Origin of the sequence: Streptomyces griseus subsp. griseus (assembly GCF_000720255.1) — a bacterium.
In the GTDB taxonomy this organism is placed as follows: Bacteria; Actinomycetota; Actinomycetes; order Streptomycetales; family Streptomycetaceae; genus Streptomyces; species Streptomyces griseus_I.
Map to the genome: position 1 here is coordinate 211,718 of NZ_JOJE01000003.1, position 16,534 is coordinate 228,251.

16 protein-coding genes are annotated in these 16,534 nt (G+C 72.0%); 12 read left to right on the forward strand and 4 right to left on the reverse strand.

Annotated features, from left to right (window positions below; all coding sequences use genetic code 11):
• Nucleotides 1-250: 250 nt before the first annotated feature.
• From IG99_RS05955 to IG99_RS05975, 5 genes are all read left to right on the forward strand, one after another.
• A complete protein-coding gene (locus IG99_RS05955) occupies nt 251-1,888 on the forward strand; it encodes an ATP-binding protein (protein ID WP_107055836.1) in 1,638 nt (545 codons plus the stop codon).
• Nucleotides 1,885-2,292, forward strand: coding sequence for a roadblock/LC7 domain-containing protein (locus IG99_RS05960; RefSeq protein ID WP_037670561.1), 408 nt, complete (start codon nt 1,885-1,887; stop codon nt 2,290-2,292). The genes IG99_RS05955 and IG99_RS05960 overlap by 4 nt, the downstream gene beginning before the upstream one ends.
• Complete coding sequence (locus IG99_RS05965; RefSeq protein ID WP_037670564.1) at nt 2,289-2,687, forward strand: DUF742 domain-containing protein; 399 nt, start codon at nt 2,289-2,291, stop codon at nt 2,685-2,687. The genes IG99_RS05960 and IG99_RS05965 overlap by 4 nt, the downstream gene beginning before the upstream one ends.
• Nucleotides 2,668-3,288 (forward strand): GTP-binding protein, encoded by a 621-nt coding sequence (locus IG99_RS05970; protein ID WP_037670565.1) that lies wholly within the window; start codon nt 2,668-2,670, stop codon nt 3,286-3,288. The genes IG99_RS05965 and IG99_RS05970 overlap by 20 nt, the downstream gene beginning before the upstream one ends.
• A gap of 120 nt (nt 3,289-3,408) precedes the next feature.
• On the forward strand, nt 3,409-4,923 hold the full coding sequence (locus IG99_RS05975) for a cytochrome P450 (RefSeq protein WP_037670566.1): 1,515 nt from the start codon (nt 3,409-3,411) through the stop codon (nt 4,921-4,923).
• On the opposite strand, the gene IG99_RS05980 is transcribed toward IG99_RS05975, so the two are convergent.
• Entirely contained in the window at nt 4,917-5,882 is a 966-nt protein-coding gene (locus IG99_RS05980; protein WP_037670567.1) for an RluA family pseudouridine synthase, read from the reverse strand. The genes IG99_RS05975 and IG99_RS05980 overlap by 7 nt on opposite strands.
• A gap of 75 nt (nt 5,883-5,957) precedes the next feature.
• On the opposite strand from IG99_RS05980, the gene IG99_RS05985 reads away from it, so the two are divergent.
• Nucleotides 5,958-6,539: a GNAT family N-acetyltransferase gene (locus IG99_RS05985; RefSeq protein ID WP_037670569.1), complete on the forward strand. Its 582-nt coding sequence runs from the start codon at nt 5,958-5,960 to the stop codon at nt 6,537-6,539.
• Nucleotides 6,540-6,594: 55 nt separating this feature from the next.
• Here IG99_RS05985 and IG99_RS05990 read toward each other — a convergent pair whose 3' ends face one another.
• A complete protein-coding gene (locus IG99_RS05990; protein ID WP_037670571.1) occupies nt 6,595-7,440 on the reverse strand; it encodes a siderophore-interacting protein in 846 nt (281 codons plus the stop codon).
• A 121-nt stretch (nt 7,441-7,561) separates the two neighbouring features.
• On the reverse strand, nt 7,562-8,494 hold the full coding sequence (locus IG99_RS05995) for a 5'-3' exonuclease (protein ID WP_037670572.1): 933 nt from the start codon (nt 8,492-8,494) through the stop codon (nt 7,562-7,564).
• Between the two features lie 205 nt (nt 8,495-8,699).
• Between IG99_RS05995 and IG99_RS06000 the strand changes: the two genes are divergently transcribed.
• From IG99_RS06000 to IG99_RS06015, 4 genes are all read left to right on the forward strand, one after another.
• On the forward strand, nt 8,700-9,776 hold the full coding sequence (locus IG99_RS06000) for a quaternary amine ABC transporter ATP-binding protein (RefSeq protein WP_037670574.1): 1,077 nt from the start codon (nt 8,700-8,702) through the stop codon (nt 9,774-9,776).
• Nucleotides 9,769-11,595 (forward strand): ABC transporter permease/substrate binding protein, encoded by a 1,827-nt coding sequence (locus IG99_RS06005; RefSeq protein ID WP_037670576.1) that lies wholly within the window; start codon nt 9,769-9,771, stop codon nt 11,593-11,595. Before IG99_RS06000 ends, IG99_RS06005 begins: the two co-directional genes overlap by 8 nt.
• 479 nt (nt 11,596-12,074) lie before the next feature.
• Nucleotides 12,075-12,644, forward strand: a complete 570-nt coding sequence (locus IG99_RS06010) for a helix-turn-helix domain-containing protein (protein WP_037670578.1) — start codon at nt 12,075-12,077, stop codon at nt 12,642-12,644.
• 44 nt (nt 12,645-12,688) lie between these two features.
• Nucleotides 12,689-13,408: a helical backbone metal receptor gene (locus tag IG99_RS06015; RefSeq protein WP_037670581.1), complete on the forward strand. Its 720-nt coding sequence runs from the start codon at nt 12,689-12,691 to the stop codon at nt 13,406-13,408.
• Here the strand turns inward: IG99_RS06015 and IG99_RS06020 are convergent.
• Nucleotides 13,320-14,471, reverse strand: coding sequence for a TDT family transporter (locus tag IG99_RS06020; protein WP_051864951.1), 1,152 nt, complete (start codon nt 14,469-14,471; stop codon nt 13,320-13,322). The genes IG99_RS06015 and IG99_RS06020 overlap by 89 nt on opposite strands.
• A 70-nt stretch (nt 14,472-14,541) precedes the next feature.
• Here IG99_RS06020 and IG99_RS06025 point away from each other — a divergent pair, with 70 nt between their 5' ends.
• Nucleotides 14,542-15,477 (forward strand): LysR family transcriptional regulator, encoded by a 936-nt coding sequence (locus IG99_RS06025; protein WP_037670583.1) that lies wholly within the window; start codon nt 14,542-14,544, stop codon nt 15,475-15,477.
• 84 nt (nt 15,478-15,561) lie between these two features.
• The gene (locus IG99_RS06030) at nt 15,562-16,530 is read left to right on the forward strand and encodes a phosphotransferase family protein (RefSeq protein WP_037670968.1); all 969 of its coding nucleotides are present in this window, start codon (nt 15,562-15,564) and stop codon (nt 16,528-16,530) included.
• Nucleotides 16,531-16,534 lie beyond the last annotated feature (4 nt).

A 16,534-nucleotide genomic window follows, 5' to 3' on the forward strand; every position in this document is an offset into this window, starting at 1 on the left:
TAACGGTGTGTGTTCGAATGGGGGCGCTGTGTGTAAAACGGCCGAGCGTACTCCTCTTCTGCGCCCCGTTTCAGGCGGTTGCCGAATATGACACGACGATGATCCGGTCGGACTAAGCTCGCCCGCAGCGCACCGAGTTGAGAGTATTCGTGCGTTTGTTCCCGAATCTTCCAGAAGATCCAGGGCGTTTGTATGACACACCCCCTGCAAGCTCCACCGATCCCCAGCCGACTCGTTTCAGAGGGCCCACATGGTGAGTGTTCAGTCCCCACCCGGACGCCGTGAACTTCCCTACGCACGCGTGCTGTTGTTCCCGGCGATACTGATGGCCGCGGCCACCGGGGCCGCCGTCGCGCTCGTGGCGGAGCCGGCCCGGATCGCCGTCGGCGTATGCGGAGCCGTGGCGACCGTCCTGGTGATCGCGGCGGCGGCCGAGGCGGTGCGCCGAGGCCGGCAGACGCGCAGACTCCGCGCGGAGCACGCCCAGCACACCGCGCACCTTCAGCAGCGCATCGCCGCCCGCGAGGCGGAGAGCAACCTCCTCGGGCACGAGCTGCTGCCCAGCGCGCTCCAGCGCATGAAGCGCGGGTTCTCACCCAGGGAGGTGATGCTGCAACTGGCGGAGTACGAGCCCTCCTTCAAGGACCTCCCGGAGGGGCACCGCGAGGTCATCAGGTCCGTGCTCAGGATCGTCGACATGGAGGAGAACATCCGTGACTCGGCGTTGAGCTCCTTCGTCAGCATCGCCCGCCGCGTCCAGGCCATCGTCCACCAGCAGGCCAAGGAACTCCGGGAAATGGAGGAGGACCACGGCCGCAACCCCGAGGTCTTCGACGACCTGCTGCGCATCGACCACGGCAACGCCCTGATCGGCCGGCTCGCCGACTCCGTCGCCGTGCTCGGCGGCGGCCGCCCCGGCCGCCAGTGGCCCGAACCCGTGCCGCTGTACAGCGTGCTGCGCGGTGCCATGTCCCGGATCCTGGAGTACCCCCGCATCTCGCTGGACTCCATCGCCAAGGTCAACGTCCGCGGCATCTCCGTCGAGCCGGTCATCCACGCGGCCGCCGAACTCCTCGACAACGCCACCCGCTACTCGCCGCCGACGAGCAAGGTCCACGTCAACGCGACCGAGGTGCAGACCGGCATCGCCATCGAGATCGAGGACGCCGGCGTCAGCCTCACCGACGAGTCCCGCGTCAAGGTCGAGGGCATGCTGGAGGCCGCCAAGGCCGGTGTCGCCATCCAGGACATGAATGACAGCACCCCGCGCCTGGGCCTCGCGATCGTCGGCCGTCTGTGCACGCAGTTCAACATGCAGTGCTCGCTGCGTGCCTCCGCCTACGGCGGTGTCCGCGCCGTCCTCGTCATCCCGAGCGAGATGCTCACCGACGCCCCGGCCTCCGGCTACGCCCACGGCATCGGCGCCACCTCCCTGCCGACGGTCGGCCCCGACGCGGTCGAGGGCCCCAAGCGCCGGCCGAAGAAGCGCCGTCCCACCAGCCCGAAGATCCCCGCCTCGGTCTCCATGGAGGACGAGATCCCCGAGGTCACCGAGTGGACCGAGAAGGGCCTGCCGCAGCGCCGCAGCCGTATGAAGATCCCCCTTTCCCAGCGCTACGCCGAGATGGCGGAGGCCGAGCGGCTGGAGCGCGAGGGCAAGGAGGACATCTGGACCAAGCACCAGCGCCAGGCCGAACCAGAGCCCGAGCCCGAGGACGACGCCCCGCCCCCCGGCATGTGGGTCGAGGCCTTCTGGGAGGGCCTGAAGAAGGACAACCCGGGCGTCCACCCGACCGACTTCACCCGCAACCCGACCGCGTACACGCACCTGCTCGAGAACTCGCCTCTCGGCAGGACCGAAACCGATGACGAGGGGGACCTCAAGTGATCCAGCAGCGAGGCAACCTGGACTGGATTCTGAAGCAGCTGGACGACGGGGTACCGGGCATCCACATGATCGTGGTGCTGTCCGCCGACGGACTGCGGATCGCGCGCTACGGCGGCGACCCCGACGCCGCCGACCGAGTCGCCGCGGCATGCGCGGGCATGCAGAGCCTGGCGAGCGCCGTCTCCGACGAGATCCCCAGCGTCACCGGCGACATGAGCCTGGTCGTGATCGAGATGAAGGGCGGCTACTTCTACCTGATGTCCGCCGGCGCCAACGCCTACCTCGCGGTCCTCTCCGACGTGACCTGCGAGCCCGGCCGGATGGGCGCGATGATGCGTGACCTGGTCGTCCGCATCGGCAGTCATCTCACCAGCCCGCCCCGGCGCAACGGGCAGACCGTATGACGCCTCCACAGCGCCAACGGCGACAACCTGTCGAACCGCCCCCGCCGCAGCCTGTCCAGGAGGAGGGCGAGGGCAGACAACCGGAGCGGCTGTACGTCATCACCGGCCCGGACGGGGAGCGCGCCCCGATGGACCTGGTGACGTTGATCGTGGCGCACGCCGACCCGCCCTCCTCCGTCACCCCCGAGCAGGCGGCCGTGCTGCGGCTGTGCGCCAACCCGCTGTCCGTGGCCGAGGTGTCCGCCTACCTCCAACTGCCGTTCAGCGTGGTGACCGTGCTGCTCACCGAGATGCTGGCGACGGAACTGGTCCACGCGCGCGCCCCCATCGTCCGCCAGAAAATCCCCGACCGTTCCCTCCTCGAAGCGGTGATGCATGGACTTCAACGGCTCTGACACCATCCCCGGCCCGCGGACCGAGGACCATCTCCCGCAGTCGACCCAGGCCGCGGCGAAGATCGTCATCGTGGGCGGCTTCGGAGTCGGCAAGACGACCATGGTCGGTTCGGTCAGCGAGATCAGGCCGCTGACCACCGAAGAGACCATGACGGAGGCCGGGATCGGGGTCGACGACAACTACGGCTCCGACACCAAGACCGCCACCACCGTGGCCATGGACTTCGGCCGCATCCGCATCACCGAACAACTCGTGCTGTACCTGTTCGGCACCCCCGGCCAGGAACGCTTCTGGTTCCTGTGGAACGGTCTGTTCGAGGGCGCGCTCGGCGCGGTCGTCCTGCTCGACACCCGCCGCCTGGAGGTCAGCTTCGACGTCATGGGCCGCCTGGAGGAGCGCGGGGTGCCGTTCGTGGTCGCCGTCAACACCTTCCCCGACGGACCCCGTTATTCGGTCGAGGACCTGCGCGCCGCCCTCGACCTGCCGCCGGAGGTTCCGATCGTGGAGTGCGACGCCCGCCGCCGCGCCTCCAGCCGCGACGTGCTGATGACCCTGATGCGCTTCCTGCACTCGCTGGCGCTGTCCGGCAGCCTCACCTGAACCCCGTACGACTGAACCCTCGTAGCCTGAACCCCCAGTACGCCTGAATCCCGTACGTCTGAATCCCGTGCGCCTGAATCGCGTACGCCCCCAGATCGACTCAGCTTCGGAGCGACCCCTGTGACGCCTGAACCCCATTCCCCGACCGGTACCGACGACCTCACTCTCGATCCGCCCCCCGGCTGCCCCGCCCACGGCCGCGGCCCCGGGGGACTCAGGCGGCTCTACGGCCCCGAGGCGTCGGACCTGGGGGAGCTGTACGAGGAACTCCGCGACGAACACGGGCCGGTGGCGCCGGCCCTGCTCCACGACGACGTACCGATGTGGGTGGTCCTCGGCCACTCCGAGAACCTCCAGATGCTGCGCACGCCCTCGGTGTACACCCGCGACAGCCGCGTCTGGAACCCGCTCCTGGACGGCGCCGTCAAGCCCGACCACCCCCTCATGCCGCACATCGCCTGGCAGCCCATCTGTTCCCACGCCGAGGGCGACGAACACCTGCGGCTGCGCGGCGCGGTCCTCGGCGCCATGTCGACGATCGACCACCGCGGCGTGCGCCGCCACATCAACCGCTACACCCAGCTGCTGGTCAACGAGTTCTGCGAGAAGGGCCGCGCCGACCTGGTCGGCCAGTTCGCCGAGCACCTGCCGATGGCCATCATGTGCGAGATCCTCGGCATGTCCGACGAGTACAGCGACCGGCTCGTACAGGCCGCCCGCGACGCGCTCAAGGGCACCGAGACGGCGATCGCCAGCCACGGCTACGTCATGGACGTACTGAGCCGGGCCGCCGCCCGCCGCCGCGCCGAACCCGGCGAGGACTTCACCAGCCACCTCATCGCCCACCCGGCGAAGCTGACCGACGACGAGGTCAGGGAGCACCTGCGCCTGGTGCTCTTCGCGGCCTACGAGGCCACCGTCAACCTGCTGTCCAACACCCTGCGCATGGTCCTCACCCACCCGGGCTTCGTCGCCCGGCTCAACGGCGGGCAGATGACCGTGGGGGAGGCGGTGGAGCAGACCCTGTGGGACGAACCCCCGTTCAGCGCGATCCTGGGCTACTTCGCCAAACAGGAGACGGAGTTGGGCGGCAAGCGCATCCGCAAGGGTGACGGGCTGCTCTTCGCCCCGGCTCCGGGCAACATCGACCCCCGGGTGCGGCCCGACCTGGCGGCCGGCATGATGGGCAACCGTTCCCACCTCGCCTTCGGCGCGGGACCGCACGAGTGCCCCGGCCAGGACATCGGCCGTGCCATCACCGAGGTCGGCGTCGACGCGTTGCTGATGCGGCTGCCGGACGTCCGGCTCGACTGCGACCAGGACGAGTTGCGCTGGACCACGTCGATCGCCTCGCGCCATCTGGTGGAGCTGCCGGCGCGGTTCGCACCGCAGCCGCCGCAGGACGTCATGCAGAAGCCGACCCACGGCGCGGCCGTCCCGCCGCCGCGGCCGGCCTGGCAGGTGACCACGGACCCCCAGCCCGTGCGGCCGGCCCCGGCGCCCCTGCCCGCTCAGGCGCCCGCACCGGCGCCCGCGCAGACGGCCCCGCCGCAGTCCCAGCCGACGGCGGACGCGGAACCGGCCCGCAGGCCCGGCGCCTGGCGCCGCCTCGTGCGCTGGTGGCGCGGTTACTGACCCGGCTGCCCGCCGGCCGCCCAGGTCGCGTACGACGACCAGGCCCGCAGCGTCCGCCCGCTGCGGAACCGGTGCGCCACCCCCGTGACCGGATCGGTGAACTCCAATGCCCGCGCCAGCAGTTGGAGCGGACGCCGGAAGTCACCGGCCGGTACGGGGTCCCGCACCACGGGGTACAGCGGATCGCCGAGGATCGGCACGCCCAACGCGTTCAGGTGCACCCGCAGCTGGTGGGTCTGCCCCGTGGCCAGCACCAGCCGGTAGCGCGCCAGGCCGTCCGCCCGGTGCTCGGTCAACTCGACGTGGCTCACCGCGTTCGGCTCGCCCTCGACCTCACGCGCGGTCAGCGAGCCGCGCTCCTTCACGATGCGGCTGCGCACGGTGCGGGGCAGGGCGAGTTCGGGATCGTACGGGGCCACGGCCTCGTACTCCTTGCGCACCCTGCGGTCGCGGAACAGCGTCTGGTAGGCGCCGCGTTCCTCGGGCCGCACCGTGAACAGCACGAGGCCGGCGGTGAGCCGGTCCAGCCGGTGCGCGGCACCGAGCGCGGGGATGCCGAGCTCACGTCGCAGCCGTGCGAGGGCGGTCTGGGTGACGTGGGCGCCGCGCGGGGTGGTGGCCAGAAAGTGCGGCTTGTCGACGACGACGATGTGCTCGTCGCGGTGCACCACGTCGAGGGGGAACGGCACCGGCACCTCGGGCGGCAGCTCCCGGTGGAACCACACGAACATCCCCGGCACGTACGCCGCGTCCGGCGCCACCGCCCGCCCGTCGGCCCCCACGACGAGTCCCGCGTCGAACATCCCGTCGACCGCCCCGGGCCCCGCCCCCGTCAGCCGGTCCACCAGGTGCTCCCGCACCGTGGCCCACGTCCCCTCGCCGGGCAGCCGCACCCGCACCGGATCGACCCCGTCGCGCTGCGGCAGGGGGGACGGCGGGGGAGGGGTACGGCGTCTCATCAGGGCCAGCGTACGGCGGAGCGGTCGGCGCAAATTCCGTTGGCCCGCGCCCGGCCTCTTGGGAGGATGCCGAGCATGCCCTACCTCACGAACCCCGTGCTGCCACCCGGCACCCTGAACCGCGCTCCGCAGCCCGTGATACCCACCGGTGACGGACTGCTCCTGCGCCCGTGGCGGTCCGAGGACGCGCCGGCCGTGCACACGGCCTTCCAGGATCCCCTGCTGCACCAGTGGCACATCCGCGCCTCCGATTCGGTGGCGGAGGTGGCCACCTGGATCGAGGGGTGGATCAAGGCCTGGCCCGAGGAGCGCGACGCCCAGTGGGCGGTGACCGACGCGGACTCGGACCAGCTCCTGGGCCGGGTCGCGCTGCGCGAGATCGTGCTCGCCGACGGCGTTGCCGAGGTCGCCTACTGGACGGCGGCAGAGGCACGCGGCAAGGGTGTCGCGGCGCGCGCCACGTCCGCCCTCACCCGGTGGGCCTTCCACGAGATCGGCTTCCACCGGCTGGAACTCATGCACGCCGTCGCCAACGTGGCCTCCTGCCGCGTCGCCGCCAAGACCGGCTTCGCCCTGGAGGGCATCAAGCGCAGCGCCCTGCTCCACCCGGACGGCTGGCACGACGTCCACGTCCACGCCCGGCTCCAGGGCGACTGACGGCCTTCGTCGGCGCGGCGCCCCCGGCCGGCGCGGCGCCCCCGGCCGGCGCGCGTCACGCGGCCGGGGCCGCGCCTTCCTGTTCCGCCTCCACGCGCGCGTTCCACTCCCGCTTGGAGGCCTGCCAGCCGTCCTCGTTGTGGCCCTGGCGCCAGTACCCGGAGAGGGAGAGGTCCTCGCGGGGGATCGCGTGCTCGACCCGCAGCAGTTTGCGCAGTTCCTTCACGGCGGCGGCCTCGCCGTGCACGAACGCGTGCGGACGGCCCGCGGGGAACTCCAGCGCCCGGACGGCCTCGACGAGCGCCTCACCGACGGGCCGCTCGCCCCGGTGCAGCCAGACGACCTCCACATCGGAGTCGATCTTCTGCTCCTCCTCGGGGCCGGCCACCTCCACGAAGGCGTGCGCCACCGCGCCGGCGGGCAGCGACTCGAGGGAGCGGGCGATCGCGGGCAGGGCGCTCTCGTCCCCGGCCAGCAGATGCCAGTCGGCGTCCGGATCGGGGGCGTAGGCGCCGCCGGGGCCCATGAAGTGGACCGTCTCGCCCGGCTGGACGCGGGTCGCCCACGGCCCGGCCAGGCCCTCGTCGCCATGGATCACGAAGTCCAGGGTCAGCTCGCGGTGTACGGGGTCCCAGGCGCGCACCGTGTAGGTGCGGGTCACCGGCCACTGCTCGCGCGGGAACTCCGCACGGATGCGCTCCACGTCGAAGGGTTCGGGGTAGGTCACACCTTCGGCGGGGAACAGCAGCTTCACATAGTGGTCGGTGGCGGTGTCCGCGGAGAAATCCGCCAGACCCGCGCCCCCGAGGACCACACGCTGCATGTGGGGCGTCAGCCGTTCCGTGCGGACGACCTGCGCGGAGTGGGGCTTCCGCGGCTTCCGTGCCGGACTTTCTGCCATGACGGCCTCCCATGCGCCTAAGTCCACGCCACTTCGGTAAGGGTTACCTAAGTTAGCATTCCTTTCCCTGTCGACGCCTCTGCCGGGAGAGATTGCCGAAGCCTTTGCGATCTCTTCAGGTTCAGACGGCCAGCGTCGTCAGCAGTCGGTGCAACGACCCTCCCAGTCCCCAGCGTGCCGCCAGCCCCTCCAGTTCCGCCGGATCCCGCGGCGCGCGGGGCAGCGCGGTGTCCACCTCCGGCAGCGGAACGTCCCCGGCGACTCGGACGACCTTCGGCGCGATGGCGACGTACGGCCGCGCCTCGTCGAGCCGCTTGCGCTGCGACGGCGTGAGCTTCGACTTCGGGTCGTCGACCGCCGCCATGATCCCGGCCAGGTCGCCGAACTCGGCCAGCAGCTTGGCCGCGGTCTTCTCGCCGATGCCGGGCACGCCCGGCAGGCCGTCGCTCGGGTCGCCGCGCAGCAGCGCGAGATCCGCGTACCCGCTGCCGTCGACCCCATACTTCTCGCGCAGCGCGGCCTCGTCCGTGAGCGCCAGCGAACCCACGCCCTTCAGTGGGTACAGCACCCGCACCCCGCGTGCGTCGTCCACCAGTTGGTACAGGTCCCGGTCGCCCGTGACGATGTCGACCGGGCCCTGCGCGGCCGCCGTGAACGTGCCGATCACGTCGTCCGCCTCGTACCCCGCGACCCCCACCCGCGCGATACCGACGGCGTCCAGGACGGCCTCGATGACCGGCACCTGCGGGGACAGGGTGTCCGGCACCTCCTCCTCGTCCGGGCCCGCCTCGCGCTCCTCGGCGACGCGGTGCGCCTTGTAGGAGGGGATGAGGTCGACCCGCCACTGCGGGCGCCAGTCGGCGTCCATGCAGGCCACCAGGTGGTCGGGCCGGTGGTCCCGGACCAGGCGGTCGATGAACTCCAGCAGTCCGCGGACCGCGTTCACCGGGGTGCCGTCCGGGGCCTTCACGGACTCCGGGACGCCGAAGTAGGCGCGGAAGTAGAGGGAGGCGGTGTCGAGGAGCATCAGTCGTCCGGTCACGCCACGCATCATGCCGTACCGTGCCGACAGTCACCGGTGTCACGCACCTGCGTGGCAGTTGTGAATGAGCTGTGAACCGGGACACGGGCGCGTTTGGCCCGCGGCGCCTGGGGCAGGCGCCGCCTCTGAGCGATGTCGGTTGCAACTTCAACCTTTGCTGTCGAAGAGCTGCCGGAGATCGCTCCTGTGTCCTTGCCCCCGAGAAGAGAAGGTACGCGTGTCATCCAGGCTTGAGGCCGAACACCTCTACAAGGTGTTCGGCAGACGACCGGCCCAGGCGGTGGAGCGGCTCCGCCAGGGAGCCGACCGGGAGGAGCTGCGTGCCGACGGCACCACCGCAGCCGTCATCGACGCCTCCTTCACCGTGGACCCGGGCCACATCTTCGTCGTCATGGGCCTGTCCGGCTCCGGCAAGTCCACCTTGCTGCGCATGCTCAACGGCCTGCTGGAGCCGTCCGCCGGACGCGTCCTCTTCGACGGGCAGGACCTGACCGCCCTCGCCGACCGCGAGCTGCGCGAGGTCCGTGCGAAGAAGATCAGCATGGTCTTCCAGCACTTCGCGCTCTTCCCGCACCGCAGCGTTCTGGAGAACGCCGCCTACGGCCTGTGCGTCCAGGGCGTGCCGCGCGCGCAGCGCGAGAAGCGCGCCGCCGAGGCCCTCGCCCTGGTCGGGCTGGACGGCTGGGAGAAGTCCTGGCCCGACGAGCTCTCCGGCGGCATGCAGCAGCGCGTGGGTCTCGCCCGCGCCCTCGCCACCGACGCCGACCTGCTGCTGATGGACGAGTCCTTCAGTGCGCTGGACCCGCTGATCCGCCGTGACATGCAGGACCAGCTGCTGACCCTTCAGCAGAAGTTGAAGAAGACGATCGTCTTCATCACCCACGACCTCAACGAGGCCATGCGCCTGGGCGACCGCATCGCCGTCATGCGCGACGGACGCATCGTCCAGACCGGCACCGCGGAGGACATCCTCGTCCGCCCCGCGAACGACTACGTCGCCTCCTTCATCCAGGACGTCGACCGCTCCCGCGTGCTCACCGCGGGCGCCGTCATGGACGCCTCCGTCACCGCCGACGCCCCGCTCTGCGCCTGCGAGACCGCGACCCGCGAGACGTCGTTCGCGCAGCTGTGCGCGATCAGCGCCCGTCTGTCGCACCGCGTCTCGGTCGTGGACGAGGCGAACAGAGTCATCGGAGTGGTGCCGCGGCAGCGGCTGGTCGCCTTCCTCGGCGACGAGACGGCCGACCCCGCGCCCTGCGACAACCCGGACGGAAAGGTGACCGCCCGTGCCTAGGCTCCACCTCGGCGACTGGGTCGACTCCGGCGTCGACTGGCTCGTCACGCACATGTCCTGGCTCTTCGACGCCATCAAGACGGTCGTCGAAGGCATGTACGACGGCATCGACACCGTCCTCACCGCCCCCGAGCCCCTGCTGCTCGCGGGCATCCTCGCGGTGCTCGCCTGGTGGCTGCGCGGCCTGGTCGCGGGCGTCCTCGCGTTCGCCGGCTTCGCGCTGATCGACTCGCTCGACCTGTGGGACAAGGCGATGTCGACCCTGTCCCTGGTGATCGTCGCGACCGTCATCGCCCTGGTGATCTCCCTTCCGCTGGGCATCTGGGCGGCGCGCTCCAAGACGGTCAGCGCGGCCGTACGACCCGTCCTGGACCTGCTCCAGACGATGCCGTCGATGGTCCTGCTGATCCCGGCGATCCTGTTCTTCGGCATGGGCGTCCCGGCCGGTGTCGTCGCCACCCTGATCTTCGCGCTCGCCCCCGGCGTCCGCATGACCGAACTCGGCATCCGCCAGGTCGACGCCGAGCTCGTCGAGGCCGCCGAGGCGTTCGGTACGACACCCCGTGACACCCTGCTGCGCGTCCAGCTGCCGCTGGCCCTGCCGACGATCATGGCGGGCGTCAACCAGGTCATCATGCTGGGCCTGTCGATGGTCGTCATCGCCGGCATGGTCGGCACCGGCGGTCTCGGCGGCGCCGTCAACGAGGCGATCGGCCAGCTCGACATCGGCCTCGGCTTCGAGGCGGGCCTCGGCATCGTCGTGCTCGCCATCTACCTGGACCGGATGACGGGCGCACTGGGCACCCACATCTCCCCGCTGGGCCGCCGCGCCGCCGCCAAGGCCCGTGCCGCCAGCGGCCCGAAGGTCTGGAACTATCGCCCCCGCCCCGTCGTCGCGGTCGCCGGCGTGGCCGCCCTCGCCCTGGTCGCCGGCGGTCTGGGTGTCTTCGGCGGCTCCTCCGGCACCGCCGAGGCCTCCGCAACGGACGTCGGCAAGGGCAAGGAGATCAAGATCGGCTACATCCCCTGGGACGAGGGCATCGCCTCCACCTACCTCTGGAAGGAACTCCTGGAGGAGCGCGGCTTCAAGGTCACCACGACCCAGTACGCGGCCGGCCCCCTCTACACCGGTGTCGCCACCGGCCAGATCGACTTCCAGACCGACGCCTGGCTGCCCACCACCCACGCCGAGTACTGGAAGAAGTACGGCAAGCAGCTCGACGACCTCGGCTCGTGGTACGGCCCCACCTCCCTGGAGATCACCGTCCCCTCGTACGTCAAGGACGTGAACTCCCTGGCGGACCTCAAGAACCACGCCTCCGAGTTCGACGGCAAGATCGTCGGCATCGAGCCCAGCGCCGGAATGATGGGCCTGCTCAAGGACAACGTCCTCAAGGAGTACGGCCTCGAGGGCTCCTACGACGTCGTCGACGGCTCGACGCCCGCGATGCTCGCGGAGCTCAAGCGGGCGTACGCCAAGAAGCAGCCGATCGCCGTCACGCTCTGGTCGCCGCACTGGGCGTACAGCGACTACGACCTGAAGAAGCTCAAGGACCCCAAGGGCGCCTGGGGCAAGGGCGACGGCGTGCACACCCTCTCCCGCAAGGGCTTCGCCTCCGACAACCCCGAGGTCGGCAGGTGGCTGAAGGACTTCTCGATGACCGAGGAGCAGCTCACCGGACTGGAGGCGCAGATCCAGAAGTCCGGCAAGGGCCGGGAACAGGACGCCGTCCGCACCTGGCTGCGGCAGCACCCCGGCCTGGTGGACAAGTGGGCCCCCGTCGCCAAGTCCGGCGGCAAGAGCCAGGCGGCCGGGTGACCTGACACGCCCGGACCGCCGACCCAGGGGCGGGCCCCGCCGTACGTCTGCCATACGGACGGCGAGGCCCGCCCCTGCTTGCGTGCCCGATCGCCCACTGACGGGATCCGGACAACCACGTACCGTCATGCCGTCACCCGAGCCCACCCGTGCACCGGCCGTGACGCCGGTCCCGCGGGACGCGAGGACCACACCGTCGCGACGACCGAACGACGGCGCCACCCCGCCTGGTCAGCCGGTTCGCGCCGACGGCGGGAGAAGCGGTGGTCGAAGGCGAAAATCCGCTCCCGTACGGGCCGTCGAGCTGATCTACTGGCGCGATCCAGCAGGTCGGGACGACCGCGCCGTGACGTCGACGTGACGGGCACATGAAACGGTTTGCCGAACATGCGTAGGGTGCAGAGAACTCCTCAAGAGGTGTGTGCCCCCGGCAGGGCGCGCGGACCGCGGAGCGACGAGCGAAGGAGGGAGCCGGAGCGATGGGCGACCACAAAGAACAGCCCCTGCGGGTCGGTGCGGCCGTGCGGCGACGGCGCCGGGCCCTGCAGCTCACCCTGGCCGTCGTTGCCGAGCGCAGCGGTCTGTCCGTCCCCTTCCTGAGCCAGGTCGAGAACGACCGGGCGCGGCCCAGCCGCAGTTCCCTGGACCGGGTCGCCGACGCCCTGCGCACCACCGCCGTCGAACTCCTCGCGGCCGCCGACCCGGCGTGCAGCGTCGACGTCGTCCGCGCCGACGTGACCGAGCCGGGCCCCGAGCCCCGGACCCGCTCCCTGGTGCGCGGCCACCACCAGATGCACGCCCAGGAGTTCACCGGGGACCATGAGGCGGGCCGCGAATTCCAGTTCCGCAACGACCAGTTGATGTACGTGGCCGACGGCGCCGTGGAGATCGAGGCGGAGGGCCGCGCCTACCGGCTCGGCCGCGGCGACACCCTCTACCTCACCGGCGGGGTGCGCCACCGCTGGCGGGCGACCGTGCCGGATACGCGTGTGGTCGTGGTCGCGGTGGCGGAGCACGTCGAGGCGGTGCAGAACCGTTCTCGGCGGTGACGCGGGGCGTGGCGTGGCCGCGCTGAGCCCGGGATGAGCCCGGGATGAGAGTCGTCTCGCTCGTGCCGTCGCTGACGGAGGCGGTCGCGGTGTCGGTACCCGGTGCCCTGGTCGGCGCCACCGACTGGTGCACACATCCCGCGGACCTCGACGTCACCCGCGTCGGCGGCACCAAGAACCCGGGGATCGAGCGGATCGTCGCCCTCGCGCCAGACCTGGTGATCGCCAACGAGGAGGAGAACCGCGAGCCGGACCTCGCCGCCCTGCGCGCGGCGGGCCTGACGGTGCTGGTGACCGAGGTGCGGGACGTACCGCAGGCCTTCACGGAACTGGCCCGGGTGCTGGAGGCGTGCGGCGCCGGTTCCCGGCCGCGTTGGCTGGACGAGGCCGAGGCGGCCTGGGCGGCGCCTGAGCTGGCGGAGACCCGCAGTACGGCGGTGGTACCGATCTGGCGGCGGCCGTGGATGGTGCTCGGCCGGGACACCTTCGCCGGTGACGTCCTGGCCCGACTCGGCGTCGATCACCTCTACACCGGACACGCCGAGCGCTATCCGCGCGTCCCCCTGGAGGAACTGCGCGCCGGTGCGCCGGACCTGGTCGTCCTGCCGGACGAGCCGTACCGCTTCACCGCCGACGACGGCCCCGAGGCCTTTCCCGGCCTGAGCTGCGCGCTCGTCAGCGGACGGCACCTGACGTGGTACGGGCCGTCGCTGGCCGAGGCGCCGCGGGTGCTGGGCGCGGCCCTGCGAGCAGCTCGCCGCTGAGCAGTCCGCGCGCGGTGTGCGCCGCCGTGGTGACCCAGGCCGCCACCAGCACGCCGTACAGCACCACCGCGAGGACCTCGAAGGCCACGAGGCCGGTGTGCCGGGCGAGCGCGGCGGCGCCGGTGACGCAGGTGCCGACCGGGAAGGTGAACGCCCACCACGTCATCGCGAAGCCCATGCCGTGCCGGCGGGCGCGCCGCACATGGGCGACGGCGAGGCAGAACCAGAGCAGCGCGAAGCCCATCACGGGCACCCCGTACAGCACCGCGAGCACCCCGAGGCCCGCGCCGTACGGCGCCGGAACCACCCCCGGGGCCACGTCCGCGAAAGCACCGACGGCGGTCGTGGACTGCCCGAGCGGGCCCAGGACCAGAAACAGGGTCGGGGTGAGCGCGAGGGGCAGGGGGCCGCCGGTGAGCAGCCGGGCGAAGATCACCGGCAGCGTGGCCAGCGTCGCCAGCAGACTGAGCCCGAACATCGCGACGCAGGCGAACAGCAGCGTCTCCCGGGGCTGCCCGGGCGGCAGGTGCGGCACGAGCAGCGGCCCGAGGGCCGCGGACACCATCGGCGCGACGAGAGGCAGCAACCACACCCCCGTAGCCTGTCCCGGCTCCACGCGGTGGCGTACGGACATCAGGTACGGGACGGCCACGGCGGCCGCCAGCCCGACCGCCGTACCCGCGGTGAACAGCACGGCGTCGAGCACGACCGCGACCCCGCTGCCGATCACCTCCCGGCCGACGGTGACCGCACCGCCGCCGACCGCGAGCAGGGCCATGGACAGGCAGCCGTAGAAGGGGGCCGTCGCCGGGTCGAGGAGGTGGGCGCGGGCCTGGTCCCGGTGGTGGGTCCAGTGCAGGGCGCGGGCCACGAGCAGGGTGAGCAGCAGGGCGAGCGAGAGGGCCCAGACGGCGGTGCAGAGGGTCCGCAGGCCGGGGAGACGGAGGGGGAGCGCGGTGCCAGCGAGGGCGACGGCGGCGGTGCCCATGACGGTGGCGTACCAGTTCGGTCCGAGGTGACGGACCGCCATGGCGCGCGGGAAGGGGCGGGCGGCGGTGACCATGGGTCCACCGTCGCCCGGGGCGGGGCATCCGACCAGGGAGATTGTTCCTATGACGGCATAAGCTGTGTTTATGGGCAAGACGGAGGGGCGGGCGGAGGGCCGGTCCGCGCCCGGGGGCTCGCTGGCGCACCGGGTGCCGGATCTCGGGGCGCTGGAGCTGCTGCTGGCGGTGGCACGGCTGGGCAGTCTCGGCGGGGCGGCGCGCGAGCTCGGCATCACCCAGCCGGCCGCGAGCAGTCGGATCCGCTCCATGGAACGGCAGTTGGGCGTGGCGCTGGTCGACCGGTCGCCGCGCGGTTCCCGGCTCACGGACGCGGGCGCGCTGGTGACGGACTGGGCGCGACGGATCGTCGAGGCGGCGGAGGCCTTCGACGTGGGCGCGCAGGCGCTGCGGGACCGGCGGGACTCGCGACTGCGGGTGGCGGCGAGCATGACGATCGCGGAGTACCTGCTGCCGGGCTGGCTCCTCGCGCTGCGCGCCCAGCGGCCCGACACGGCCGTGTCACTGCTCGCCGGGAACTCGGCGGCGGTGGCGGATCGGCTGCTGTCGGACGAGGCGGACCTGGGCTTCGTCGAGGGTCTGACCGTGCCGCCGGGTCTCGACTCCGCGGTCATCGCCCACGACCGGCTGATCGTCGTCACCGCCTCCGCGCACCCCTGGGCCCGCCGCCGGCGTCCCCTGGCCGCCGACGAGCTCGCCGCGACCCCCCTGATCCTCCGTGAGAAGGGTTCCGGCACCCGCCAGGTCCTCGACGTCGCCCTCGGCGGCCTGGCCCGCCCCCTGATCGAGCTCTCCTCCACCACCGCCGTCAAGGCCGCCGCGGTCAGCGGAGCGGGCCCGGCCGTCCTCAGCGAACTCGCCGTGCGCGAGGAACTCGCGATGCGCCGCCTGGTCAGCATCCCCCTGGACGGCGTCCGGCTCCATCGATCCCTGCGCGCGGTCTGGCCGGTGGGGCATCGGCCGACGGGACCGGCCCGGGACCTGCTGGCGCTCACACGCGGGTAGGCGGGGCCTGCCCTCGGGGCCGCGTGCGGCGGTGGTGTGAAAAACCGCTGGCGGTCGGCGCCCGGGTTTCGCAGCATGCCGTCCATGACCATCATCGCTCCGCCCGCCGTAGGCGTCCGTACCCCGTGGGAAGACCTGCCCGAGTCGGTGCGTGGCGCCGTCGCGCAGGTGCTCGGTGGGACGGTCGTCGATGCCGTCACCCAGGCCGGCGGGTTCTCGCCCGGAGTTGCCGCGCGGGTGCGGACGGCCGAGGGACGGCGGGCGTTCGTGAAGGCGGTCAGCGCGCGGACCAACCCCCACAGCCCCGCACTGCACCGCGCCGAGGCCCGCAACGCCGCCGCGCTCCCCGTGGACGTGCCCGCGCCGCGGCTGCACGGGTGCCATGACGACGGCACCTGGGTCGCGCTGGTCTTCGAGGACGTGGCCGGGCGCCAGCCCCAGGTGCCCTGGCGGCCCGCGGAACTGCGGCGCGTTCTCGACGCAGTGGGGGAGCTGAGCCGCGCCCTCACCCCGGCTCCGTTCGACGCCCCGCCCGCCGCCGAGGCCCTCGCGGGCACCTTCGACGGCTGGCGGCGGCTGCGGGACGGGGAAGCCGGTGATGTGACCGAGGGACTGGGCGGCTGGACCGCCGCGCGGCTCGGCCGGCTCGCCGAACTCGCCGCCGACTGGCCCGAGGCCGTCACCGGAGACACCCTCGCCCACGGCGATCTGCGGGCCGACAACATGCTCTTCGACGAGAGCGACGGCCGAGTCCTCTTCGTCGACTGGCCGCACGTCCTGCGCACCGTCCCCTGGTTCGACCTGCTCATCATGCTGCCCTGCGTCCGCGCGCAGGGCGGCCCGGACCCCGAGGAAGTGTTCACCGGACATCCGCTCGGGCGGGACGCCGACCCCGATGCCGTCACCGTCGCCCTGGCCGCTCTCACCGGCTACTTCCTGAGCAACGCCCTCCAGCCCCCACCCCCCGGCCTCCCCACCCTCCGCCCCTTCCAACGTGCCCAGGGGGAAGCCGCGTTGGAGTGGCTCAGGGGGCGGGTCGGCGCGCGGTTGTGATCAA

Excerpts from the sequence above, each read along its gene's own strand:
- IG99_RS05980 (WP_037670567.1), bottom strand. The coding sequence starts at position 5,882 with ATGAGACGCCGTACCCCTCCCCCGCCGTCCCCCCTGCCGCAGCGCGAC.
- IG99_RS05955 (WP_107055836.1), top strand. The coding sequence starts at position 251 with ATGGTGAGTGTTCAGTCCCCACCCGGACGCCGTGAACTTCCCTACGCA.
- IG99_RS05995 (WP_037670572.1), bottom strand. The coding sequence starts at position 8,494 with ATGATGCGTGGCGTGACCGGACGACTGATGCTCCTCGACACCGCCTCC.
- IG99_RS06025 (WP_037670583.1), top strand. The coding sequence starts at position 14,542 with ATGGGCAAGACGGAGGGGCGGGCGGAGGGCCGGTCCGCGCCCGGGGGC.
- IG99_RS06020 (WP_051864951.1), bottom strand. The coding sequence starts at position 14,471 with ATGGTCACCGCCGCCCGCCCCTTCCCGCGCGCCATGGCGGTCCGTCAC.
- IG99_RS06015 (WP_037670581.1), top strand. The coding sequence starts at position 12,689 with ATGAGAGTCGTCTCGCTCGTGCCGTCGCTGACGGAGGCGGTCGCGGTG.
- IG99_RS05985 (WP_037670569.1), top strand. The coding sequence starts at position 5,958 with ATGCCCTACCTCACGAACCCCGTGCTGCCACCCGGCACCCTGAACCGC.
- IG99_RS06030 (WP_037670968.1), top strand. The coding sequence starts at position 15,562 with ATGACCATCATCGCTCCGCCCGCCGTAGGCGTCCGTACCCCGTGGGAA.
- IG99_RS05965 (WP_037670564.1), top strand. The coding sequence starts at position 2,289 with ATGACGCCTCCACAGCGCCAACGGCGACAACCTGTCGAACCGCCCCCG.
- IG99_RS06010 (WP_037670578.1), top strand. The coding sequence starts at position 12,075 with ATGGGCGACCACAAAGAACAGCCCCTGCGGGTCGGTGCGGCCGTGCGG.
- IG99_RS05970 (WP_037670565.1), top strand. The coding sequence starts at position 2,668 with ATGGACTTCAACGGCTCTGACACCATCCCCGGCCCGCGGACCGAGGAC.
- IG99_RS05990 (WP_037670571.1), bottom strand. The coding sequence starts at position 7,440 with ATGGCAGAAAGTCCGGCACGGAAGCCGCGGAAGCCCCACTCCGCGCAG.